Annotated in this window: 25 protein-coding genes; 6 read left to right on the top strand and 19 right to left on the bottom strand. The window is 44.2% G+C overall.

All coding sequences use genetic code 11. The annotated features are described in order from the left end of the window. Window positions 1–37: 37 nt before the first annotated feature. The 13 genes from BLU80_RS04475 to BLU80_RS04415 form a co-directional block, all read right to left on the bottom strand. A complete protein-coding gene (locus tag BLU80_RS04475) occupies window positions 38–298 on the bottom strand; it encodes a hypothetical protein (protein WP_091394048.1) in 261 nt (86 codons plus the stop codon). A gap of 262 nt (window positions 299–560) precedes the next feature. Next, window positions 561–1,445 carry a hydroxymethylglutaryl-CoA lyase gene (locus BLU80_RS04470; protein ID WP_211481742.1) on the bottom strand — a complete coding sequence of 295 codons (885 nt, stop codon included), beginning with the start codon at window positions 1,443–1,445 and terminating at the stop codon, window positions 561–563. 85 nt (window positions 1,446–1,530) lie between these two features. After that, on the bottom strand, window positions 1,531–2,313 hold the full coding sequence (gene rlmB / locus BLU80_RS04465; protein WP_091394046.1) for a 23S rRNA (guanosine(2251)-2'-O)-methyltransferase RlmB: 783 nt from the start codon (window positions 2,311–2,313) through the stop codon (window positions 1,531–1,533). Between the two features lie 321 nt (window positions 2,314–2,634). After that, window positions 2,635–3,456, bottom strand: a complete 822-nt coding sequence (murQ, locus tag BLU80_RS04460) for an N-acetylmuramic acid 6-phosphate etherase (RefSeq protein WP_091394043.1) — start codon at window positions 3,454–3,456, stop codon at window positions 2,635–2,637. A gap of 28 nt (window positions 3,457–3,484) precedes the next feature. Next, the gene (gene hisH, locus BLU80_RS04455; RefSeq protein ID WP_091394040.1) at window positions 3,485–4,078 is read right to left on the bottom strand and encodes an imidazole glycerol phosphate synthase subunit HisH; all 594 of its coding nucleotides are present in this window, start codon (window positions 4,076–4,078) and stop codon (window positions 3,485–3,487) included. Between the two features lie 73 nt (window positions 4,079–4,151). Beyond that, entirely contained in the window at window positions 4,152–4,937 is a 786-nt protein-coding gene (gene trpA / locus BLU80_RS04450) for a tryptophan synthase subunit alpha (protein ID WP_091394037.1), read from the bottom strand. A gap of 66 nt (window positions 4,938–5,003) precedes the next feature. Continuing rightward, complete coding sequence (gene trpB, locus BLU80_RS04445; protein ID WP_091394035.1) at window positions 5,004–6,197, bottom strand: tryptophan synthase subunit beta; 1,194 nt, start codon at window positions 6,195–6,197, stop codon at window positions 5,004–5,006. A gap of 62 nt (window positions 6,198–6,259) precedes the next feature. Further along, window positions 6,260–7,327 (bottom strand): hypothetical protein, encoded by a 1,068-nt coding sequence (locus BLU80_RS04440; protein ID WP_091394032.1) that lies wholly within the window; start codon window positions 7,325–7,327, stop codon window positions 6,260–6,262. A gap of 2 nt (window positions 7,328–7,329) precedes the next feature. Continuing rightward, the gene (locus BLU80_RS04435; protein WP_091394030.1) at window positions 7,330–7,986 is read right to left on the bottom strand and encodes a phosphoribosylanthranilate isomerase; all 657 of its coding nucleotides are present in this window, start codon (window positions 7,984–7,986) and stop codon (window positions 7,330–7,332) included. Between the two features lie 8 nt (window positions 7,987–7,994). Next, the gene (trpC, locus tag BLU80_RS04430; RefSeq protein WP_091394027.1) at window positions 7,995–8,795 is read right to left on the bottom strand and encodes an indole-3-glycerol phosphate synthase TrpC; all 801 of its coding nucleotides are present in this window, start codon (window positions 8,793–8,795) and stop codon (window positions 7,995–7,997) included. Between the two features lie 53 nt (window positions 8,796–8,848). Further along, window positions 8,849–9,853 carry an anthranilate phosphoribosyltransferase gene (gene trpD / locus BLU80_RS04425; RefSeq protein ID WP_091394025.1) on the bottom strand — a complete coding sequence of 335 codons (1,005 nt, stop codon included), beginning with the start codon at window positions 9,851–9,853 and terminating at the stop codon, window positions 8,849–8,851. A gap of 89 nt (window positions 9,854–9,942) precedes the next feature. Next, window positions 9,943–10,515, bottom strand: a complete 573-nt coding sequence (locus BLU80_RS04420) for an anthranilate synthase component II (RefSeq protein ID WP_091394022.1) — start codon at window positions 10,513–10,515, stop codon at window positions 9,943–9,945. Window positions 10,516–10,583: 68 nt separating this feature from the next. Then, window positions 10,584–12,008, bottom strand: coding sequence for an anthranilate synthase component I family protein (locus BLU80_RS04415; protein WP_317042135.1), 1,425 nt, complete (start codon window positions 12,006–12,008; stop codon window positions 10,584–10,586). Window positions 12,009–12,468: 460 nt separating this feature from the next. On the opposite strand from BLU80_RS04415, the gene BLU80_RS04410 reads away from it, so the two are divergent. Both BLU80_RS04410 and BLU80_RS04405 read left to right on the top strand, forming a co-directional pair. Beyond that, window positions 12,469–12,852, top strand: a complete 384-nt coding sequence (locus BLU80_RS04410) for a hypothetical protein (RefSeq protein ID WP_091394019.1) — start codon at window positions 12,469–12,471, stop codon at window positions 12,850–12,852. Between the two features lie 60 nt (window positions 12,853–12,912). Beyond that, window positions 12,913–13,743 (top strand): hypothetical protein, encoded by an 831-nt coding sequence (locus BLU80_RS04405; RefSeq protein WP_091394015.1) that lies wholly within the window; start codon window positions 12,913–12,915, stop codon window positions 13,741–13,743. 218 nt (window positions 13,744–13,961) lie between these two features. Here BLU80_RS04405 and BLU80_RS04400 read toward each other — a convergent pair whose 3' ends face one another. The 3 genes from BLU80_RS04400 to rlmN form a co-directional block, all read right to left on the bottom strand. Further along, window positions 13,962–14,675, bottom strand: coding sequence for an RluA family pseudouridine synthase (locus BLU80_RS04400; RefSeq protein ID WP_091394011.1), 714 nt, complete (start codon window positions 14,673–14,675; stop codon window positions 13,962–13,964). 116 nt (window positions 14,676–14,791) lie between these two features. Next, the gene (locus tag BLU80_RS04395) at window positions 14,792–16,351 is read right to left on the bottom strand and encodes a pseudouridine synthase (protein ID WP_091394008.1); all 1,560 of its coding nucleotides are present in this window, start codon (window positions 16,349–16,351) and stop codon (window positions 14,792–14,794) included. 75 nt (window positions 16,352–16,426) lie between these two features. Further along, window positions 16,427–17,482 (bottom strand): dual-specificity RNA methyltransferase RlmN, encoded by a 1,056-nt coding sequence (rlmN, locus tag BLU80_RS04390; RefSeq protein WP_091394005.1) that lies wholly within the window; start codon window positions 17,480–17,482, stop codon window positions 16,427–16,429. A gap of 350 nt (window positions 17,483–17,832) precedes the next feature. Between rlmN and BLU80_RS04385 the strand changes: the two genes are divergently transcribed. Together BLU80_RS04385 and aat are read left to right on the top strand one after the other, a co-directional pair. Beyond that, window positions 17,833–18,189, top strand: coding sequence for an ATP-dependent Clp protease adaptor ClpS (locus BLU80_RS04385; RefSeq protein ID WP_091394003.1), 357 nt, complete (start codon window positions 17,833–17,835; stop codon window positions 18,187–18,189). 115 nt (window positions 18,190–18,304) lie between these two features. Next, on the top strand, window positions 18,305–19,006 hold the full coding sequence (gene aat, locus BLU80_RS04380) for a leucyl/phenylalanyl-tRNA--protein transferase (protein ID WP_091394001.1): 702 nt from the start codon (window positions 18,305–18,307) through the stop codon (window positions 19,004–19,006). Between the two features lie 30 nt (window positions 19,007–19,036). Here the strand turns inward: aat and BLU80_RS04375 are convergent, their stop codons facing one another. Continuing rightward, entirely contained in the window at window positions 19,037–19,453 is a 417-nt protein-coding gene (locus BLU80_RS04375; RefSeq protein ID WP_091393998.1) for a hypothetical protein, read from the bottom strand. 360 nt (window positions 19,454–19,813) lie between these two features. On the opposite strand from BLU80_RS04375, the gene rocD reads away from it, so the two are divergent. Beyond that, the gene (gene rocD / locus BLU80_RS04370; protein ID WP_091393996.1) at window positions 19,814–21,049 is read left to right on the top strand and encodes an ornithine--oxo-acid transaminase; all 1,236 of its coding nucleotides are present in this window, start codon (window positions 19,814–19,816) and stop codon (window positions 21,047–21,049) included. Between the two features lie 151 nt (window positions 21,050–21,200). On the opposite strand, the gene BLU80_RS04365 is transcribed toward rocD, so the two are convergent. Beyond that, a complete protein-coding gene (locus BLU80_RS04365) occupies window positions 21,201–21,881 on the bottom strand; it encodes a protein-L-isoaspartate(D-aspartate) O-methyltransferase (RefSeq protein ID WP_091393993.1) in 681 nt (226 codons plus the stop codon). A 77-nt stretch (window positions 21,882–21,958) separates the two neighbouring features. Next, window positions 21,959–22,678 carry an aquaporin Z gene (gene aqpZ, locus BLU80_RS04360; protein WP_091393990.1) on the bottom strand — a complete coding sequence of 240 codons (720 nt, stop codon included), beginning with the start codon at window positions 22,676–22,678 and terminating at the stop codon, window positions 21,959–21,961. A 115-nt stretch (window positions 22,679–22,793) separates the two neighbouring features. Here aqpZ and BLU80_RS04355 point away from each other — a divergent pair, with 115 nt between their 5' ends. Further along, entirely contained in the window at window positions 22,794–23,528 is a 735-nt protein-coding gene (locus tag BLU80_RS04355) for a 2-phosphosulfolactate phosphatase (protein WP_091393988.1), read from the top strand. Window positions 23,529–23,583: the final 55 nt, after the last annotated feature.

The following is a 23,583-nucleotide window of genomic DNA, read 5'->3' as shown; positions in this document are numbered from 1 at the left end:
AAAGGTAGTTAATTTAAAAGCAACCGGCCGGCAGTTGTTAGGGCCTGCCCTTATTTTTTCTGATGCTAACCTGTTGCCTCATCTCTTTTTCTTCTAATTTTTTGCTGCGCCTGTCGGCTGATTCAACCAGATAAAAGACTACGCCGATGACAATAAACAAGATGCCTGTATTAACACATAGGTCTTTGATGTATTTAAGACAGGCTAAAATACCCATAACAATAAGTAATCCCGAATATAACAGCACGCTGCGGTGTTTGGTGAAGATGCCTTTCAGTATGATATAGAGTCTAGCCATAGGTTATAAAGTTTGCCCCTGCCTTGCCGTCAGGAATTATTTTGGTTTTTAAATAAAAAAAGTCGTTGATTTCTATCTGAAAATTATGAAAATTATCGGATAATACAAAGGCGCCGTGTAAAATTTAATATTGGGATACCTTCCCTACTGAAGGTGGCAGGCTTAGGGAGACCAGGCTTTGTAAGCAAGGCCGATTGTTAGCTCTGATGACAGGCAAATTTCTCCTTATCTGAGAAGGATGTGAAGCAGGCAGTGCATTGATTTAGATAAATACGCGGGAGGTCATATCAAGAGCCGCCTTAAGGGCATTGTCATTTAAGGATAAATCAAATCCTTTTTCATGAAAATAATGAATCATCAGCTCCGTATCCATATTGCCGACCAGGTCGTCCTGTGCCATTGGACAGCCTCCGATTCCTTTTAGCGCGCCGTCAAAGCGGCGGCATCCGCCCTCCAAAGCCGCCTGTATTTTAGCCAGGCTATCTTCTTTTTTTGAATGCAGGTGCACGCCAAAAACAATGTCCGTATATTGAGGTATAAGGATGGTTAATGCGTCTTTTATCTGCTTAGGTGTGGCCAGCCCTACGGTATCTGCCAGAGAAATAATCTTTATGCCAAGCCCCGCAATTTTCTCCGCCCATTCGTTTAATACGGATGAGTTGTAGGGATCTGCGTAGGGGTTGCCAAATCCCATGCTCAGGTAAATGACCAGCTCTTTGCCATGTTGGATGCAAAGCTGTTGGATGGCTTTCACTCTTTCAAAGCTCTCCGCGCGGGTGCTATTTGTATTACGGATCTGGAAGGTCTCTGAAATGGAAAAAGGAAAGCCCAGGAAATGAATTTCTTCATGCAGGCAGGCCTGCTCAGCGCCTCTCTGGTTGGCTACAATTGCCAGTAGTCTGGTAGGGGTCTTAAGGCTTTTAAAGTCCAGTCTTTGAACAACAGCTGCCGTGTCAGCCATTTGTGGGATAGCTTTAGCAGATACAAAGCTTCCAAAATCCAGTACCGGAAAACCAACTTCAAGCAACTGGCGCAGGTAATCTACTTTGGTTGCAGTTGAAATAGGATGTGCCCAGCCCTGCATGGCATCTCTGGGACATTCCACCAACTCAATTTTAGAAAGATGCTCTGGCGCAATTTGTTGCATTTTGAACGGTTTTAATTGATTTTTTCAAAAGGGAATAAACCGCCTGTCTGACAAAGGCTTTAAGCGGGCAGGTTTGCTTTTTATGCTAGCTTCCCTGTCTTTGAAGCTTTTGTTTCATGGCTTCATATAGGGTAATGCCTGCTGCAACAGAGACATTTAAAGAATCAAAATCGCCGGCCATCGGAATGGCGTATTTGTCTGTTGCGGCTTTGGAAATATAGGACTGAACGCCGGTGTCCTCACTTCCCATGACAAAGCAACAAGGAAGCGTCAGATCCAGCTCGTAGAGTTTTTTAGAAGCGTTCATTTCAGAGGTAAAAATACTGATGCCGTTTAGCTGCAATTCTTCCACCGCTTTGAGCAGGCTCCCGACCCGGCAGATATGAATCTGTTCCAGGGCGCCGGCGCTGCTTTTAACGGCGTCCTCTCCTAGAGCGCCTACGCCTTTATCCGGTATGATAATCGCCTGGGTACCGGTGCAAAGGGCACTACGGGCAATGGCTCCGATATTGCGTACATCTGTTACTCCGTCCAGCATTAATAGCTGTGGCACTTCTCCGTTTCCGACAATCATATCAATGACCTGTTGCAGATCCTGATAAGTAACGGCGGACTTATAGGCAATGACTCCCTGGTGATTGGTATTGGTCAGTTGATTCAGTTTCTCCTGCGGCACGGGCTGTACCGGAATATTTAATTGCTTCGCCTGATGTCTGATGGATTGAATCACATCGCCCGAGGCATTTTTAAACAACAGGATCTTATCAATATTGACACCGCCTTTCAGGGCCTCCATAACAGGATTGCGACCCACAATGATATTTTTCTTGGATTGATAGTTATTTGTACTTTTCTTATAAAAGGCCATATATCGGTTTTTAATAAGGGCTTTGATAAACTGATGGATGGCCTGATTTTGCCATCCCTATATTTTCCGCCTGCCCACTTGAGGCAAAGGTAGTAATTAAGCGTCAATAAGCTGCATTTCCCCGGGTCAGGACTATTAAGGGAATTGTACATGCGTGCTATTAGTGTACTGATTATGAACTTATTTAATAAAAGGCCCCTGTATAAGATCTGGGCTTTTACAGGGGCTTTAAAAGGCAATTGGGTATTGGTTTACCTGGTTATTTTAATCACTCTTTATGGAACGGCGGCCTAAAGGGTCCCTGCAGGATTCATTTCCCCATTATTTAGCTTTGTTGTAGGCTTCCATGGCGGCAGCCACACTGCCGTAATTCAACAACAATTGTTTCGCTTTTTCGGGTTCAAGGTTCGTTTTTTCAAGAATCATCCTGGTTCCTCTTTCAATAAGTTTCTGGTTGGTGAGCTGCATATTGACCATTTTGTTGTCCAGCACCCTGCCCATGCGGATCATGGCAATGGTGGATAACATATTTAAAACCATTTTCTGGGCAGTACCACTTTTAAGGCGGGTGCTGCCTGTCAAAAATTCCGGACCGACCACGACTTCAATGGGGAAATCCGCCACCTGGCTGATAGGTGCATTTTTGTTACAGGTAACGCAACCTGTAACGATGCCCAGTGATTTAGCCTTTTGCATGGCTCCAATTACATAGGGGGTGGTGCCGCTGGTCGCAAGGCCAACCAGTATGTCTTTTGATCCAATCTGATGCGCCTGCAGGTCCTGCCATCCCTGTTCACTGTTATCTTCTGCATTTTCCACTGCGTCGGTCAGGGCAATATTACCGCCTGCAATTACGCCGATAACATAATCCTTTGATACGCCGAAAGTGGGAGGAATCTCACTGGCATCCAGTACGCCCAGACGGCCACTGGTCCCGGCGCCAATATAAAACAGACGGCCACCTACTGCCATGGCCTCCACAATGGCCAGCGCCAGGGCTTCTATTTGCGGTAAGGCTGCCTGAACAGCTTTGGGTACCTGCTGGTCTTCTTTGTTCATGGCACTCAGTAACTCGTTCAGTGGCATTTTTTCCAGATGACGGTAATGAGAGGGTTGCTCTGTCGTTTTAATAAAGGACTCCATAGGTAGATCTTCGGTTTAGTTATTACATTTAGATATTGGTCATAAAGTTATAAAGAATTTGCTCACCAACAGCGGCACTTTTTTCCGGATGGAACTGTACGCCGTAAAAATTATCTTTATGTAATGCGGAGCTATAGGGTTGAATATACTCCGTACGGGCAATGGTGTGCTGGCCGACTGCCGCGTAGTAACCGTGTACCAGATAGATATAGCTTTGTTCGGGGACCTTATCAAATAAAGGTGTTTTTAAATCGGTGATCTGGTTCCAGCCAATCTGGGGTATTTTTAAGGTCTCTGACTTAAAACCCAGCACTTTCTCCTCAAAGATTCCAAGGCAAGCGGTGTCGCCCTCCTGGCTGTGGCTGCACATCAGTTGCATCCCCAGACAAATCCCTAAAAATGGCTGTGTTAAGGTGGGTAAGAGCTGGTCCAGCCCTTTTTGTTTTAAATATGCCATGGCGGAGGCTGCATGCCCAACGCCTGGAAAAATGACTTTGTCTGCATTTTTAATCGTCTCGGGGTCGTCCGTCAGCAAAATGTCCTTGGTGAAGCCTACCCTTTCAAGGGCATACAATACGGATTGTACGTTGCCGGCATTATATTTTACAATTACTGTATTCATGTGTGTACTAGTGCGGTTCTAACTAAATAACAAGGTGGCAGCTGCATTTTTCGAAAATGCTGCTACCCGGCCGTTATAAAACGGTATCCAAAAATGATTGGGTGGCCGTTGTAATAGCGGTTTTTCCTTTTTGTCCTCCAAGGGCTTTAATATAAGCGCTGCCTATTATCGCTCCATCGGTATATTTGGTAGTTCGGTCAAAAGACGCTTTATCTTTAATGCCAAAACCGACGAGAACAGGGTTTTGTAACTGATAGCCCTGCAGCCGGGACAGGTATTTTTCCACTTCTGAAAAATCCTTGTCATGGCCCGTGGTGGAGCTGGATGAAACAGCGTACAGAAACCCGCTGCTGAGTCTGTCAAGCTGCTCAATACGGTCCGGAGCCGTTTCCGGTGTGACTAAAAAGATAAAATCCAGTGTATATTTTTTCAGGATCAGACTATACTCCTGTTCAAATTCCATGGGGGGTAAATCAGGCAGTATCAAACCATCGATGCCGACTTCGGCTGCCTTTTTGCAAAAATTTTCAAAACCATATTGCAGTACCGGATTCATATACCCCATCAGGACAACGGGCACGGAAATCTTTTGTCTGAAATCTTTTAACTGATCAAACAGGACGCTTATGGTCATTCCGTTGTCTAAGGCCACTGCTCCGCTTTGCTGAATAACTTCCCCGTCCGCCAGCGGATCACTATAGGGCATGCCTAGTTCAATGAGGTCGGCCCCGTTTGATTCCAGGGCTTCCATGACATCCAGGGTGCTGTTCAGTTCAGGATACCCGGCGGTACAGTATACGTTCAGGACCTTTTTTGAGGCCTGTTTGCTTTTATCAAATAATTGTTCAATACGACTCATATTGCTGAAAAATAATAATGATTGACGATGGTTTAGGTGATCTGGAAATCTCTGAGCATCGGCATACTATTCAAAGTCTGCCATATGCTTCATATACGTATCCATATCCTTGTCTCCTCTTCCGCTAAGACATATCACAACCCGGCTGCCTTTGGGGAAGTCAACCTGCTCCAGGCCGCTTAGGGCATGCGCGCTTTCCAGTGCCGGGATAATGCCTTCCAGTCTGGTCAGGTTAAAGGCGGCTTTCAGGGCCTGGTCGTCTGTGGCACTTAAAAAGCGTCCGCGACCGCTGGCAAATAAATGGGCATGTAAGGGGCCGATGCCGGGGTAATCCAGGCCTGCAGAAATACTATGAGGCTCAACTACTTGTCCGTCAGGGGTCTGCATTACGATACTTTTGCTGCCATGCAGGACGCCGGGGGTACCTAAAGTAGTTGTTGCCGCAGAATGGCCAGAGTGAATCCCAAGGCCGGCCGCCTCTACTGCAATGAGCTCTACGGTGCTTTCATTTAAGAAATGATAGAAAGTACCTGCCGCATTGGAACCGCCACCAACGCAGGCTATAACATGGGTGGGGAGTTCATGACCTGTTTTTTCCTTTAACTGCCAACGTATTTCCTCACTGATAATACTCTGAAAACGGGCCACCATGTCCGGATAAGGATGGGGTCCGACGACACTGCCAATCACATAATGCGTATCGGTGGGATTATTAATCCAATCGCGAATGGCTTCATTGGTTGCGTCTTTTAAGGTTTTGGAACCGCTTTTGGCGGGGATGACTTTGGCGCCCAGCATTTTCATACGGGCTACATTTGGTGCCTGCCGTTCGATATCCACTTCGCCCATATAAACGATGCATTCCAGGCCTTTTAAAGCACATACGGTGGCGGTTGCCACCCCGTGCTGTCCGGCTCCGGTTTCTGCAATGATTCTTTTTTTACCCAGACGCTGGGCTAGCAGGACCTGGCCGATGGCATTATTTATTTTATGGGCACCGGTATGGTTCAGGTCTTCCCTTTTAAGGTAGATCTCAGTGCCGATTTGTGCAGATAATCTTTCTGCCAGATATAAAGGGGAAGGCCTGCCTACATAATCCTTTAACAGGAAGTCAAATTCTTTTTTAAAGGAAGGGTCTTCCATGATGGAAAGATACTCTTTTTGAAGCTGGGCTACATTAGGATAGAGCATTTCTGGAATATAGGCACCTCCAAACTGGCCATAGTATCCGTTTTTGTCTATTTGAATCTTTTGTTGCATCTGGCGTTAAATGATATTGATGATGATATATTTTTTTCTGACTAAAATTTGAGAAACGGTATTTAAAAGGATAACGCGCCATCAATCGCTCCGCTGATCATGGAACTCATCAGCTCCTGCCTGCGCTGTAGCTGGGCAAATACATTTTCAATGATACTTTCCATACAATTGTAAATGGTGGCCATGGAGTAGGTTGCTCCTGAGTTGTAATCCTGAATCGTTTCGGTGTGTCCGTCGGCATAAGTGATGCTCAGGTAAACCGGAAGTGCTTCACTATGCTCGTCTGGGTGGCAGAGGGTCGTATCCCCTTTTTGTATGCCGGTAACATAACTGCTTCGGATCAGCGTATCCATATGCACCCATAAAGGTTCTGCCAGTCTGGCGCGGTTGATATCGGGCTCTTTTTGTTTGGCTCCTTTGACAATAATCTGCATATTGGTCTTTTTACCTGAAATAAGATCAATGTCCAGGGCGTGATAACTACCCTCTTTATCTTCCATGGCCTTATAATTTATATGCGTAATGGCAGAGGCTCTCATGCCTTGTTGATGATAGTTCAAAAAAACATCCCAATAGCTGGAGTAATAGGTGGTATCGCTTATGAATGGTAAATCGCCAGGGCTGTTCTGACTTAACCAATGATTGATTTTTAAGTAGTTATTGCCCTTAATGTTTATTTGTTGGATATAAGTGGGAAACTTCTCCGTTTTAGCGGGGAGGATATTGGCCTCTATATAGTTTTTGCCGGGTTGCGATAAAAAAACAAGGACTTTAAAGGTGGCGGTGGCCCAGTCACCGGGTTTTTTAGCAATATATCCGCTCACCAACAGATCTGTTTTACCGTCATGGTTCAGATCGGTCTTGATCCATTTGGAGGGCTGCTGCTGACTTTGGTAGGAAGCCTGCTGCTGTTCACTAAAGTTAAAATAGGAGGCCCATTCATCTCCCTGAGTCAGGTAGAAAAATTTCCATTGGGGCGCTTTTTTAGCCTCATAGTTCATCGTTTTGACATATCTGAGCACGGCGGAGTCGCTGTCTAACTGGTCGATAGATGGCTCCTGTGCACTGATGACACCAGATGTAAGCAGTGTTATCAGTAAAATGCCAGCTTTTGATAAGTATTTTTTCATTACTATTTTGCTTTTAATTGCCTGAGGAACGCCTGAATCTTGTCTAAGTCCTTGATTCCCGGTTCCTTTTCAAATCGGCTGTTTATATCCAGCGAAATTAAACTTTTTGCCACACTTAATTTCCTAAAGACCTGTAGATCCGTTAAATGCTCCTCGCTGATGCCACCACTGAGGAAAAATGGCTTTTCCAGGGGCAGATCTTTTAGTATATCCCAGTCAAAACGCTTGCCGGAACCGCCAAAACTCTTTGTATTGGTGTCGAAAAGGAAATAATCAACGATTTCCCGATAAGGGACAATCTTATAAAGGACATCATCGTTATTCAGTAGCCTGAAAGCCTTTATAACCGGTATGTTTTCGGCGATTTTTTCGCAAAGCAGCGGCGCTTCATCGCCATGCAGCTGCACCATGTCCAGGCCGGCGGTTTCTACGGTCTGCAGGATTTCATCCTTGTCCGCATTGACAAATACCCCGACTTTCTTAAAAGGGCCACTAATAGCTTTAATCTGTTCTATGCTTATTTTTCCTAATACATATCTGGGTGAAGCCGGATAGAATATAAAACCGATATAATCCACCCCCATCTGACCCAGGGCCGCTACCTGCGCCGGGTCTGTCATTCCACATACTTTTATCTGTAAAGCGTCCGTTTGAGTCATGTTTTTTTCTAATCCTTTGATTGTAATGCGTTTAGTGCTGAAAAATACTGGTTGAAGGCGGCTCCCGGATCTGTATTTTTCATGAAATACTCGCCAATAAGAAAGCCTTTAAAGCCTGCCTGGTACAGTTCATCGGTGACTTTAACGTCATTGATCCCGCTTTCTGCAATGGCCGGCCTGTCCTTGGGTAACATGGATAAGAGCCGGATGGAATGCTGAATATCTACTTCAAATGTTTTTAAATTACGATTATTGATGCCCACCAGGTCAATATCATCACATACCCGGTCCAGTTCCTGTTCGGTATGGATTTCAAGCAAGGTCTCCAGACCTAGTTTTTTAGCGTAGGCGGCCAGTTGCTTTACCCTTGCCTGGGAAAGGCAGGCCGCGATTAATAAAATCAGATCCGCCCCTGCTGCTCTGGCCTCCAGTATCTGATATTCATCAATCATAAAATCTTTTCTGAGTATAGGAATATCATTGGCTCTGGCAATTTTTAAATCATCCAGGCTGCCGCCAAAAAAATGGCTATCCGTAAGCACTGACAGGCAACTGGCGCCTGCTTTGGTATAAGCTGCGGTGACGTCCTCTACCCTGGCCTGGTCGTTAATCACGCCTTTTGAAGGCGAACGTCGTTTATATTCTGCAATGATTGCCGGACGCTGCTCCGATAATAGGCGCTGCTTTAAGGAATTCGGTGTTCTGGAAAATTGGGGGCTTTTCATGAGCACCGTAGCTGGCATGTCGGCCATGGCGGCTGCTACTTCTGTTTTTTTATAATCGACAATCTGTTCTAATATATTTTTCATCCTTTCGGCTTGATTTGAATACGGGTTGTTCTTATTATGAATACCGGAATAATTTATTGATAATCCTGGTTGATTTTGATGAGTTTTTCCAGGGCGGCCAGGGCTTTGCCTGATTCCAGGCTATCTACCGCACTCTGGTAAGCGTCCTGGTAGGAAGGGTAATTGCCGGTGCAATGTAAGGCGGTTGCGGCATTGGCCAGTACTACGGCATTTTGTGCCCAGCTGCCATTGCCATGAATGATCTTTCGGAATAAGTCAGCCGCTTCCTGCAGTGTATTACCACCGAAGATATCTGAAGCGCTCACCTGTCTTTTGCCCAGCGCCTCGGCAGATGCTACCTTTTCACCTGCACGGGTAATGATCTTTGAATCTCCTGTCAGAGAAATTTCGTCATATCCTTCCATGCTATGAACGATGGCAAAATCTCTGTCAGATTGCTGTAATAAGTAATTGTATAAGCGGGCCATCTCCAGGTTATAAACACCCAGTAACTGGTACTTGGGCCTGGCCGGATTCACCAGCGGCCCCAGCATATTAAAGAAGGTACGGACACCCAGGTTTTTTCTCAAGGGGCCGACGGTCTTAAGTGCCGGATGGAAGGAAGGTGCATGTAAAAAGCAGATGCCAGCCTGCTGTAGTTCCTTTTGTAATTTGTCCTGGTCTGCTTTAAAGACATAGCCTAACTGCTCCATTACGTTAGAGGAACCACTTATGGAAGTGGCACCATAATTACCGTGTTTAGCCACTTTCTGACCAGCGCCGGCCGTGATAAAGCAGGCCAGTGTAGAAATATTAAAAGTGTTTTTCCCATCCCCCCCTGTCCCGACGATATCCATCAATGGGTCTGGTCCCAGATCCACTTTGACGCATAATTCCAAAAGGGCATCACTGAATCCTTTGAGTTCGTCAATGGTAATGGTGCGCATCAGAAATACCGTGACAAAGGCGGTAATTTCTGTTTCTGTGTACATGCCCTTGGAAATCTGAATCAATATATCTTTAGCGGCCTCAGTGCTGAGCGTTTTATAATCGAATAAATACTGAAGAATCTTTTTCATCTTATTTATGGTATGGTTTATTTGTGATATTGGATGATCTGTCAGGAGCCTTTGCTATCTATGAAAGTGTCCATGGTGAACAATTTGTATTAACGGGCCAGCCAGTTCTCCATAATCTTCCTGCCTTCCGGTGTAAGGACGCTTTCCGGATGAAACTGTACACCCTGTACATCATAAGTTTTGTGTTGCAGTCCCATAATATAGCCGTTTTCTTCTTCGGCGGTAATTTCCAGCTGATCAAATGGAAAGCCTTCTTTACTGACTACCCAGCTGTGGTAGCGACCCACGGTAAAGGTGGAGGGTAAACCCTTAAAAAGCGGACTTTGAACATCTGTCAGGGTGCAGTCTGAGCTTACCCCATGAAATACATGACTTAAGTTTTCCAGTTTAGCGCCAAAAACTTCGCCAATGGCTTGTTCGCCCAGGCATACGCCTAATATGGATTTGGACGCAGCGTAGTTTCTGATCAGATCTAGCAGAACGCCTGATTCTTCGGGAAGACCAGGTCCTGGAGACAGCAGGATTTTATCGTAATGACTGACCGCCTCCAGGCTGATTTTATCATTGCGGAATACGTCCACAGCGTTGCCGGTAATCTGACGGACAATCTGCACCAGATTAAAGGTAAAGGAGTCGTAATTATCTAAAACTAAAAGTTTCATTATGTGATCGGTTATCTGATTTGTAAGGATGGTTACCTGAATTTGTCCTTTTTAGACTGGTTGAGTTCTTAAAAAATTTCGTCGGCTAAAATAAGCGCCTGTTTAAGCGCTCCGAGTTTATTGTGCACTTCCTGGAGTTCCGTCTGTGGATCAGACTTAGCCACGATGCCGCCTCCTGCCTGGTAATAAAGCGTATTGTTTTTACTCATAAAGGAGCGAATCATGATGGCATGGTTAAAGTCTCCGTCAAAACCTACAAAACCAATGGTGCCGGCATAAAAACTTCTGGAATCGGCCTCGTATTGATCAATCAGCTGCATGGCTTTGAACTTTGGCGCACCACTTAAAGTGCCGGCCGGAAAAGTCGCCGCCAGCAGTGCAAAAGGATTGGCGCCTTTTGCGAGGCTGCCTCTTACCTCACTTACAATATGCATGACATGAGAATAGTGATGTACTTGTTTAAAATAGCTTACGTGGACATCATCGCAAAGTCTGCTCAGATCATTACGGGCCAGATCAACCAGCATGGTGTGTTCTGCATTTTCTTTAGGATCCAGCAACAGTTTTTCACTGAGTGCCTGATCCTGAATAGGATCACCGGTTCGTTTAAAGGTGCCGGCAATGGGATGAACAATAGCTGTTCCGTTATCAATGATCAGTTGAGATTCTGGTGATGAGCCCATCAGCCGGTAATCACCATAATCAAAATAAAACAAATAAGGGGAAGGGTTAATGGATCTTAAGGCGCGGTATACATTAAAATCGTCTCCTGTATAACTTTGCTGGAACCTTCTGCCTAGTACAATCTGGAAGACATCACCTCTAAGGCAGCTTTTAATGCCTTTGGCAATCATAGCCAGATGCTCCTGATCCGTTTTATTGGAAGACTCCTGCCCGTTAAGTGCAAAAGGGAATTCCGGAACGTCCTTGCTTTTTATGATGGTCTCCAGTTCAGAAATATTGCTGTCCAGCCCATGGATTTTGTTTTCGCAGATGAACAGCTCATTTTTGAAGTGATTGATGATAATGACATATTGGTAAAGACGGTAGCGCATATAAGGCACTTCTCTGTCGGGCTGATTACCGGCAGCTTTCAGTTCAATGGTATCAAAAAACTGAACTGCATTATAAGACACATACCCGAAGAGACCTTGTGCTCTTTTGGCTTCCGGACAGCTGGACGGCTGAATCTCATATTGATTCATATAATCCCATAAAATACCCGGAACCTGCTGACTGTTGTTGATGTCTACTTTTTCCGGTGTTCTGCCCGGATATTTAAGTTCTATGGATTTTAAATCCCTGACTTCAATGCCCCCTATGGCACCAATGCCGATGATGGAGCGACTGGAGGAGGCCACCTGGTGTTCAGCACTCTCCAGTAATATCGTATCCCTGTATCTATCTCTAAGTCTCAGATAGATACCCACCGGTGTAAATGTGTCAGACAGTATTTTTTTGCAATGCGTTTCAATTTTTATTTTCTGCATCATTAATATTTTTTAAATGATCCCTTTTTTTGGATAAGAAAAAGCCTCGGACGAGTAATCGCCGAGGCTTGAATATATTGCTTAACTTAATTTTTCACTTTATGATAGTAGAATAAATAACGGTGCTATACTTCAAACGAACCCGACGTCTTTGAGCATTGCCACCACCAATGAATATTTACTCTGTTTAAAATCATGACGCAAATTTAATGTGATTTTTGATAAATTAAAAAAATAATCTGGAATTAATTTTTAATTATTTGAAAATCAGTAATAAAAATAGAGAAAAAAATTATTAAATAAAAAGCTAAAAACAGGCTGAATACTGTATTTACCTTTTAAAAGTTCTTAAATTTGAATAGCAATGACAACTAAGATCGCTTAAAGCCGCTCATTAGAATTCCTTGCGAAGGCTTTGGGGAAGTTTTTTATTTGCAATTGTTTACCGCTAAAACGCCGATATATGAGTACTTTTTTTCCGTTTGAAGGAGATAATCAACAGAGTTATGAATATCTTGGTAAATCCGAAGAGGAATATTTTGCGGATTTTATTAAGACGCACCCGATTCGCGTAGACAGACTGGATTTTATACTGCGAACGTTTTTTAGCCAGGGGTTTAATGATGGCTTTTTTCAGGGACTACAGCAGGGCTTCGGGGAAGGCGGTGAAGATAAAGTGAATGAAATAGTCGGAGACATGCTTGAAATGAAGCAGTTTACGATTGATCAGATTGCTGAAGCTACCCGGATGGATAAATCAGAGATTCTTGAGCAACAAAAGCGGCTTGAAGAGTCTGAAAAGAAGTATAAGAACCAGGGCAAGGGTGGTAAAAATAAGAAGAAATAGCCTTTTATTGGATACATGTAACGTGCCCTTCGTTATTATACCATGCCGGGGACTTAAATTATGACACCTAAAAAACAAGAAAAATATATTTATTTTTTAGCAGCGCTCTTGCTGCTGCTATTAACTTTCAGCCAGTCTTTACAGGCGCAAAGTGCAGGGATGTTGCAGGGTTTAATTACCGCTCCCTATGATAATAGTATCGAACTGGGTACTGTCCAGATTAAAAGTTCAGGGGGGATCACCACCACCGCTGATAAAACCGGGTATTACCACATAGCCGTTCATCTGGCAGACACTGTCCGCTTTTATTACAGACAAAGGCTGGTGGATGCATATATCTGTTCTGCTCTTCAGTCGCCGTTAAATTATAATGTTACCATAGTGATGGATGAGTCAGCGGCCGCACATGAACTAGCTACGGTGAAAGTCTACGGAAAAAGCTACCGGGAAGATTCTCTTGCCCGAAGGCGAAGGTATCAGAACTTATATGATTATAAGAACCCTAAGCTCAGCATGGGAGATAACAAATGGTCCTCTTTTGCAGAGGTGATGGGTGAGAAAATGCAGCTCAATACTGCGGATAAAAAGCTCAGCCTGATGGATGTGCGGTCCCTGGCAAATGTTTTTAGCTTTAAAAAGAAAAAGCAAAGAAAAAGAGACCAGCGCTTTGCGTTGGAAGTTGAACAAATGGCCTATATACGGCACCGGGTAAGCAAGAATCTTGTAGAAAAATATGGCCAGATCCATAACGAGGATTCTCTAAATGTATTTATTCAGCGTTATAGTCCCGGTTATGAAGCCTTGAAAAAAATGTCGGATTTTGAGTTGTTTCAGGATATTATTACGCAGGCAAAATTGTTTAAGCAGGGACTGCCTGCCAATAGAAAGTAATTCGAATGGGAAATATAAGCGTTCTGATTAACCCGCGGGGAATAATCCGGACTATTTGCCTTTTATAAGAAAATCTGTCTGCCAGTAAAGGATATTTTTTCCAACTTCTTCAATTTCCTTTTCTAAAACTAGGTAAAGGCGGCAGGGAAAAATAGACTGTCATTACCCAAGTGCCGGCCTGGAGGTATGGGGCCGTATTTACCGGATTTGAAGATCTATCAGCTCTTTGCCGCGTGTTTGCGCAACTGGGTTAAGGTTGCCTGCATGTCTTTTGACAAGGGGGATTCAAAATGATAGTCTACTCCTTCCAGTTGAAATTTAATCTGGAAGGCATGTAGCGCTAAACGACCCATCAAAGGGCGCTCCTCCAGCTCATTTTTGGATAAATTAAATTTCTTTTTAATAGCGGATAATAGTAGCGGTTTGCCGTCTCCATACACCGGGTCGCCTACAATACTATGACCCAGGTACTGGCAATGTACTCTGATTTGGTGGGTTCTTCCCGTATAGATTCTGAATCTGACCAAGCTGTATCCTTTAAAGTTTTCTTCACTCTGGTAGGCTGTCTTAGAGGGTTTTCCTTTCACATGGTTGATCATCTTACCTCCTGCCGGATGCTCCATGATGCCGGTTTCAATGATTCCGGAATCTGGCATAAGATTGCCTTCAACTAATCCGAGATAGTATTTTTCTACTTCTCTGGTTTCAAATAATTTTGAAAGGGTTTTATGTGTTTCCAAATCACGGGCAAATACAATAAGCCCACTGGTCGCTTTATCCAGACGGTGAACCGTATAGACTTCCGGGTACCGTTGCCGCAGCAGATCTTTCAGGGAAGGTTCAGACTGGGTTCTGTCGGGTACACTTAATAATCCGGAGGGTTTGTTGATGACTATAAAATGATCGTTTTGCTGTATGATATCCAAACGCATGGGCAATTCTACAATAATAATTTTGGAATGCTGAAGATGATTGCAGCGGGATCAGATACGGATAATTACAGTAAAGGATCCCGCTGAAAAATTATTCTTGACGGTTAAACGGGTAGTTAATGCTTTTCCTTGCGGGTCGTTTTATGGCCATTAGGTTTTACTGCCTTTTTAGGGGCCTTATCCGCTGCGGATTTGGCGCTGGCTACCTTAGGCTTTTTAGCCGCCGGGGATCTGTCATTTGTGGCCCGTTTGCTTAAAGGACCCGCGTGATCTCTGTCTCTACCGCCGTCGGCTGCTTTTTTGCCGGTGCTTGGGATTCTGGCTCTTTTGATTTTTACAGCTGGCTGTTCCGTGGTCAGCTCTGTAGATTGAGTGGACTGCTCAGAGGCCTCTGCTGCCTTTTTTGACTTTTTGGTTCCCCCGGCGTTCATGAATTTTAATATGCGCACTTCTTTTTCTGAAAGATAACGCCATTTGCCTCGCTCTACATTCTTTTTAGTGAGTCCGGCAAACATGACCCGGTCAAGTTTTTTTACTTCATAGCCCAGATGTTCAAAAATACGGCGCACGATTCTATTTTTACCGCTATGGATTTCAATGCCGACAACGGATTTGTCCTTGGCGTCAGGATAGCCGACCTGGTCAGCCTTGATGTCTCCGTCCTCCAGGGTTATCCCGCTGGCGATGGCTTCCAGGTCTTTTTTAGCCACCGGGCGGTCCAGCGTGGCTTCATAAATCTTTTTCACTTCAAAGGAAGGATGCGTGAGCTGTTGGGCCAGTTCGCCATCATTTGTGATGAGCAGTACGCCGGTTGTATTTCTGTCTAATCTGCCTACCGGATACAGATGTTTGGCCTCCTCGATATCTTTAAATAGATCAAGCACCGTTTTTCGGCCTTTTTCATCCTTCGTTGTAGTAATATGATCTTTAGGTTTGTTAAGCAGGAAATAAAAATATTTAATCTGAAGCGTGAGTTTTTTGCCTTTTAGCTTTACAACATCTTTTTCAGTAACCTTGGTGGCCGGTTCAAAGACAATATCGCCGTTAACCTGCACCTGGCCAAGTTTGACCATTTCTGCGGCTTCCCTTCTGCCACAGACGCCTGCATGGGCAATATATTTATTCAGGGGCATGGTGCCATCATCTGACGCACTGCCAGGCTGCTTGCCAAAAGATGTTTGCGCCTCCTGCTGAGCATTATCCCGATCATACTTACCGGGTCTGCCTGGACCTTTAACACCCCTTTCTTTGTAAGACTCATTATTACGGCGGCTGTCATAGCGTTGATTTCTGTCGTCACGATCTTTGGAATCTGCTCTGAATTTTCCCTGAGAAGAACGGTCTTCGGAAAATCTGCTGTCCCGACCTGTTTTGTCAAATCGTTCGTTATTAGTGCCGTGTTTGCCTTTAAAGCCACGCTCCTGCCCTTTTTGCGTTTCAAAGGATTGATTTGTTCTGCCGCGCTCCTTATAGGATTTACCGCCTCTGAAATTTTCCAGGTCCCGGTCTTCTCTGTACTGGGTATTCCCTCTTTGCTTCTCCAGCTTTTGGCGGCGCATTTCATCCCCTGCAGCGCGCAGCGCTGCCTTGGACTTACGTTTTTCCTGCCGATGTTCTTCTTTAATCTTAGCGGCAGATTTTTTATTGATGAATTTGTCAAATCCAAGCTTGCTCATGGGTTCGGGATTGTATGGGTGATGGAGTCTTTTTTATAAATTTCCTTTTCAGTACTTTTTGTTTGGGGCGGCAAGTTATTGCTGGCCGCCTTTGTTGGCCAGCTGACCGCAGGCTGCGTCTATATCCTTGCCTCTGCTGCGCCTGAGTCTTGCATTCACTCGGTTCGCCTCCAGATAACGCATGAATAAATCAGTGCTTTCTTCAGAGGGCTTACTGAAATTACTCTGTTCAATGGGGTTATATTCAATAATATTAATCAAATCGGCAGGCACCTGTCTATATAACCTGACCAGCTCCTCTGCATCTTTGGTACTTTCATTAAAGTTTTGAAACAAAATATACTCAAAGGTGACGTGCTGCTTGGTCTTTTTGTAATAATAATTAAGAGACTCAATGAGTGCCTTGATATTATTTGTCTCGTTTATGGGCATGATTTGATTGCGCTTCTTATCATTGGCCGCATGAAGGGATAAGGCCAGCTTGAACTTAGCCTGATCATCGCCCAGACGGGTAATCATTTTAGCGACACCAGCTGTAGAAACGGTTATTCTTCTTGGGCTCATCCCGAGCCCGTCCGGTGCGGCAATTCTTTCGACGGCCTTCATGGTATTGGCATAGTTGAGCAGGGGCTCTCCCATTCCCATAAAAACAATATTGGTCAGTTTTTGCTGATAATTATCCAGGCTCTGTTCATTAATCATGGCTACCTGGTCGTAGATTTCATCAAAATGTAGATTTCTCTTACGGTCCATAAATCCCGTCGCGCAGAATTTACAGGAAAGGCTACAACCAACCTGTGACGAAACGCATGCGGTTTTCCTTTCATCCGTAGGAATCAGAACTCCTTCCACCATATGGTGGTCGACGGTCATAAAACGGCTTTTCAGGGTGCCGTCATTGCTGTGCTGAACCAGTTCTACCCGGAGGGCGGGTAAGGAAAATTGTTCTTCCAGTTTGCCTCTGAGCCCTTTACCCAGATTGGTCATGTCTTCAAAGCTTCTGGCATGTTTGGCCCAGATCCATTCATAAACTTGTTTGGCCCGGAACTTAGGTTCACCTGCCTGCTGAAAATACTGCTCCAGTTGGCTCAGGTTTAAATGCCGGATATTTTGTTTCGCCCCTTGATTCATGCCGCAAAGATAGACCCTTAATTTGTTAATTTACGTTTATTGTCAGGGATTTGCCGCGGATGCATGGTTTTACATTAAAATATAATACAATTTTATGATATAAAGGCAGATTTTGGCGAGAACTGTAGCTTAAAAATTATCCAGGTTTCCGGGTGTTTTACAGATGGGCCAAATTTTAATTGATTTGCTGATTGTTATCAGGGGCAGGGATCTGTGAGAGGACTTATCGGTTTTTACTGGGAAAACTCCTTTTCTACGGGTATTTCCACCGTCCATTATTTGCGCCTGAAAGATGGACAAAATGACCAAATTTGAATCTTTGTTCACGTTTATTTTTTTACCTTTGGGTTATGAAAGAAACGGATCTTACCTATAATCAAAGGGTCGGTTACCCCGAAGTTTTAGCCCCAGGCAGTTTTCAAAATGAGACAAAGCCTTGGGAAAAGGGGCAGACGGATACCCTGGTAGCCACAGAGTTACCACTGCAGCTGATTATTTGGAATGATCATTATAATACTTTTGAATGGGTCATAACGGCTCTGGTAGAAGTTTGCGGACATACGGAGGAGCAGGCAGAGCAATGTGCCTTTATAATCCATACCAAGGGTAAATATGCTGTCAAGAAAGGTGACTATGATACCTTAAAACCTATGAAAGACAGTATCTCGGAAAGAGGTATCGGAGCTACAATAGAAGCTGTCGTCTAATTGTCCTTTACAATTATTCGCAGTAATTATTTGATAATCAGGTTTTATATATTAATTGTATGGATATTAAAACTGTATTTTTCTTTAAAAATACCTGTTGCTTTTCTGTTTTAATATGTTGATTCCCCCTGTACTTACTGATAGATTATGGTTTCCGCCGGTGGATAGCGGGTTATCGGACGGCCTGCTGGCCATGGGAGGAGATTTGTCCAAAGAAAGGTTACTGTTGGCCTATCATATGGGAATCTTTCCCTGGTATGACGGGGATTTGCCATTATGGTGGTCACCTGATCCCAGATTTGTTCTTTTTCCGGATGAGTTGAAAATCAGCAAGTCCATGCAAGTGCTCCTGAAAAAAGACGCTTTTGATTTTACCGTCAATAAAGCCTTTGGGGAGGTAATTACCGCCTGTCAAACTATTTACCGACCGGACCAGGATGGAACCTGGATTAATCAGGAGGTTATTGATGGTTATACGGCATTACACGAGGCGGGGTATGCTATAAGTGCAGAAGCGTGGCAGGATAACAAGCTGGTGGGCGGGCTTTATGGTGTCCGTTTAGGGAAGATGTTTTTTGGTGAGAGCATGTTCTCCCAAAAAAGCAACGCGAGTAAATATGCGTTTATTAAACTCGTTCAGCGGTTAAAAAAAGAGGGAATAGTGCTGATTGATTGTCAGGTGCATTCTGCGCATCTGGAAAGCCTCGGTGCCAGAATGATTCCCAGGTTTAGCTTTATGAAATTCTTAAAATTCGCAGTGCCCAGAGTGCCGGGGGTGATTTATGAGCAGAGGGACATTGAGTCTTCTGAGCAATAGGCAATGCCCCTGCACGTCTTACATCAGCAATTACGACTGCTTATCCTCACTGGCCATTTGTTTGGGGGGGATGTCAATTTTAGGCAGCATGGACATAATGATCATAAGGATGCTGGAAATCAGAACGATATAAATCCCTGCTTTTTTTTCCTGACAGTCTCCTGCAGAACACATGGAATAAAGCATGTAATTTTTGACGGCCCAGGCAAGGTTAAAGGCACCAATAAAAATATTGGTACGTTTACTCCAGAGTTTGGGAATGAGAAATAAAATAAAGGCCAGCAGGCTAAAGGCGATATGTAAAATGCCAGGTTTGCCAAAATCAGTGGTAGCGGTATACATACCTGTTATAGTGGCATTCAGTGATGGAATATAACTCCAGGGAATAAAACAAGCGCCAATGACGATTAAAGATAATATAGCCCCTATTTGCTGTGAATATTTCATGATTGTCTTTTCTGCTCTATTTACCTGACTCGTTGATTTTTGTCAGACAGGTTGCGCCTGGCTGTTGTGCTTTGCCGGCCACGCTGGCAAAAGTAATAAATCTTACCGCAATTGTGTAAGGTTGGAAAATCATTTTCCAGGCAATTTTTGCTGTTTTTAAAATTTTTGTTATCTTGCAGGCCATGCAGGCTTTATTCTTACATAGCTTTCTTGATTATCTGAATCATCCCTTGGGGTAACTAATTGTTTCCCTTTATCCGGTTATATCCATACTTTTCTGGCTCTCTTATATTTATGTCCAATCGTTTCGGGGAGCGATTGCAGGGCCTGAATATTCTCACTTTTATAATTTAAAATATTATGTCTAATCATACTCAGGCAGATACTGCGTTGTCTGCGAAATCTCAGCATTTTCTTGAACTCGAAGATAAATACGGTGCCCACAATTACCATCCCTTACCCGTCGTTTTGGAAAAAGGCGAAGGTGTTTTTGTATGGGATGTGGATGGCAAGCGCTATTATGATTTTTTAAGCGGCTATTCTGCCATGAATCAGGGGCATAGGCATCCGGATATTATGAAGGCGCTTACCGATCAGGCCGCAAAGCTTACCCTTACTTCCAGAGCATTTTATAACAATGTACTGGGGGATTTTGAAAAATTTATTACCGCCTATTTTGGTTATGATAAAGTACTGCCCATGAATACGGGTGCCGAAGCAGTAGAAACGGCGCTTAAACTGGCTCGTAAATGGGCTTATAAAGTAAAAGGAATTGAAGCAGATAAGGCCGTTATTTTAACAGCCACTGAAAATTTCCATGGTCGAACCATTTCTATTATTTCCTTTAGCACAGACCCCGTTTCCAAAGAGGGATTCGGACCCTTCACTCCTGGCTTTGTAAATGTTGAATATAACAATATTGACGCCTTGAAAGCTGCACTGGAAGATAAAAACGTAGCAGCCTTCCTGGTTGAACCTATTCAGGGGGAAGCGGGTGTACATGTACCTGATGAAGGTTATTTGTCCAAAGCTGCCGCTCTGTGTAAGGAGCACAATGTATTGTTTATCGCAGATGAAATTCAGACTGGACTTGCCCGTACAGGTAAGATGCTGGCCTGTGACCACGAAAATGTACATCCCGATGTGTTGATTCTGGGTAAGGCCTTAAGCGGCGGAGTATTGCCTGTAAGTGCCGTTCTGGCGAGTGATGAAATCATGCTCACAATTTTGCCAGGAGAGCATGGCTCTACCTATGGTGGCAATCCGTTGGCCTGTGCAGTCGCTATCGAATCATTAAAGGTGCTCAAAAGAGAGCATATGGCTGAACATGCCCAGCAAATGGGGGAACTTTTCCGGGAGAAAATCCGTGGTCTTAATAGCCCTTTGATTAAAGAAGTCAGAGGTAAAGGCCTTTTAAATGCAGTAGTGATTGAACATGCAGATAAAGACGCTGCCTGGGAAATCTGCCTGAAATTAAGGGACGCCGGATTGCTGGCTAAGCCAACCCATGGTGATAAAATCCGCTTTGCCCCACCACTGGTCATTACAAAAGAGCAGGTGCTGGAATGTGTGGATATTATTGCTAGTTGTCTGTAATTAATTCTGATAGTTTCACTGAAAGGTGGATGCTTTAATAGCTACTACTTTAAATTAAAAATCCCCCGAGTAATTGTTCGATACAATTATCCGGGGGATTTTTGATTAGGCTGGGTGACAACCTCCCACGAAAAGCCATTGTTTATAGCGCTTACCTAGGGCTCTGTCCCTGGTCACTGCTGCCTTCCAGCATAGGAACAAAAGAAAAGTGCTCAAAGGTTTCTTCTTCCCAGGTGCCGTCATCATTTTTGGTGATGCGCATCATCGTCTGAAACTCTTCCTCATCCTGAACCGGTAAGACCATCTTACCGCCTACTTTGAGCTGCGCCATTAATTTTTCTGGAATATAAGGGGCCGCAGCGGTAATAATAATCTTATCAAAAGGCGCGTAATCAGGTAATCCCTTATAGCCATCTCCATAAAAGAAATGGATATTGGGAAAGCGCTCCCTTAGCGGGAAATCATTTTGCGCATCAAAGAGTTTGCGCTGCCTCTCAATGGTGAATACATCGGCTCCCATAGCAGCCAAGACACTTGCCTGATAAATACTTCCTGTTCCAATCTCCAGTATACTGTCCGTAGGTTTTACTTCCAGTAACTGACTTTGATAGGCAACCGTATAGGGCTGAGAAATCGTTTGTCCTTCTCCTATCGGAAATGCTCTGTCATCATAGGCAATCCGGTCAAAGGCGGAATCCAGGAAATAATGACGGGGTACCTGGTTCATGGCTTCCAGTACCCGATTATCCCGGATACCTCTGATATCTCTTAGGTAAGTAATCAACTGTTTTCTGAGTCCTTTGTGCAAGTATGTATCTTCGTATCTTCTCATAATCGGCTGCAAATTACAGCAATAGCCTATTGTACGCTTATGTTGTGGATAAATTTAGCCTGTATTCAACCAATTGATTAAGCATGTGGCTCCAGTGTCTGGGGCTCTGGAATATTGTTAGGCAGTAACCATTTGTATACACCGCCTGCTAATATGGCACCTACAATCGGAGCTACCCAGAATAGCCATACCTGACCCAGTGCCCAGCCTCCCTGGAATATTGCCGGCGCCAGTGAACGTGCCGGATTAACAGAGGTATTAGTGACCGGAATGCTGATCAGGTGAATCAGGGTCAGCGCCAGACCAATGGCTACGCCGGCAAATGCGCCGGATGCCTTTTTATGTGTAGCGCCCATAATGACCATGACAAACATAAAGGTCATGACTACTTCACAGATCAAACAGGCAGCCAGATTGTAACCTCCGGGGGAATGTTCTGCATAACCGTTTGAAGCAAAATCGCCAATGGATGTGAAATCCGATTTGCCGGTGGCAATGACATATAAAATGCCGGCACCCAGGATACCTCCCAGTACCTGAGAAATGATATAAGGAACGACTTCTTTACCTGCAAAACGTCCTCCGGCCCAAAGACCGATAGAGACAGCAGGATTAAAATGTCCCCCTGAGATATGCCCGAAGGCATAAACGCCAGTTAGTACGGTAAGTCCAAAGGCAAGCGCAACACCCAGAAAACCAATACCTAGATTCGGAAAGGCTGCATCCAAAACGGCTGCTCCGCAACCGCCCAGTACCAACCACATTGTGCCGATAAATTCGGCAATGTACTTTTTCATAAATTTTTATTGTTTTAGGTGAATAATTGAATTGATAACGCAAAAATGCCTATCATTCTTGTACTCAAAATACATAATATTATTGTTATGCTCAAAAGTTCTTTATTTTGCAGCCATGGAAAAAAGAACTTTACATACGGTGTTGTCTCCCAGACTTCTGGATTTATATTCCTTATCTGACGGGGTGGTTGTGGTTATAGATGTTTTCCGTGCCACTTCTACCATTGCCACTGCCTTAAGCAATGGAGCCAGAGCGGTGTATCCGGTGGCGGGCGTGGAGCAGTGTAAACAGCTTGGTCAGAAGCTGGGTGCTATTACAGCCGGTGAAAGAAATGGTCAGGTGATTGAAGGGTTGTTACATGGTAATTCTCCAGCAGAATATCCCCGTTCATTTATAGCGGGCAAGGATCTGGTGCTGACGACTACGAATGGGACCAAATTGCTTAAAATGGCATTAGATCAGGGTGCTGCCGAAGTCATTACCGGTTCTTTTGTTAATCTGGGGAGTGTCTGCCAGTATCTGGTGTCAAGTAATAAAAATGTGATTTTGGCCTGTTCTGGCTGGAAAGACCGGTTTAATCTGGAAGACACAATGTTTGCCGGAGCCGTAGTCGCTCAAATTGAACGGCATTTTCATATGAACTGTGATAGTTCCTTAATGGCCAAACAGCAGTACCAGCTGCACGAGGCAGATATGAAGACTTTTATCAGACAGACTTCACACTGGCACCGTTTAAAAGCTTTTGGGCTGGAAAAGGATTTGGAGTTTTGTGTGACCCCTGGTGGTGCAGAAGTGCTGCCTTTATATAATCCCCAAAACGGTACTTTGAACGCAGTTGCTTTGGGATAAATTAATTTTCTTTGGCCCTGGCCGCCTAGTTGTTAACAAAGAATTTAAAAAGTAT

The sequence above is a fragment of the Arachidicoccus rhizosphaerae genome (genome assembly GCF_900107765.1).
GTDB lineage: Bacteria > Bacteroidota > Bacteroidia > Chitinophagales > Chitinophagaceae > Arachidicoccus > Arachidicoccus rhizosphaerae.
Note: the sequence above shows the minus strand (reverse complement) of the source record. Positions and strands in the feature narration are given on the sequence as shown.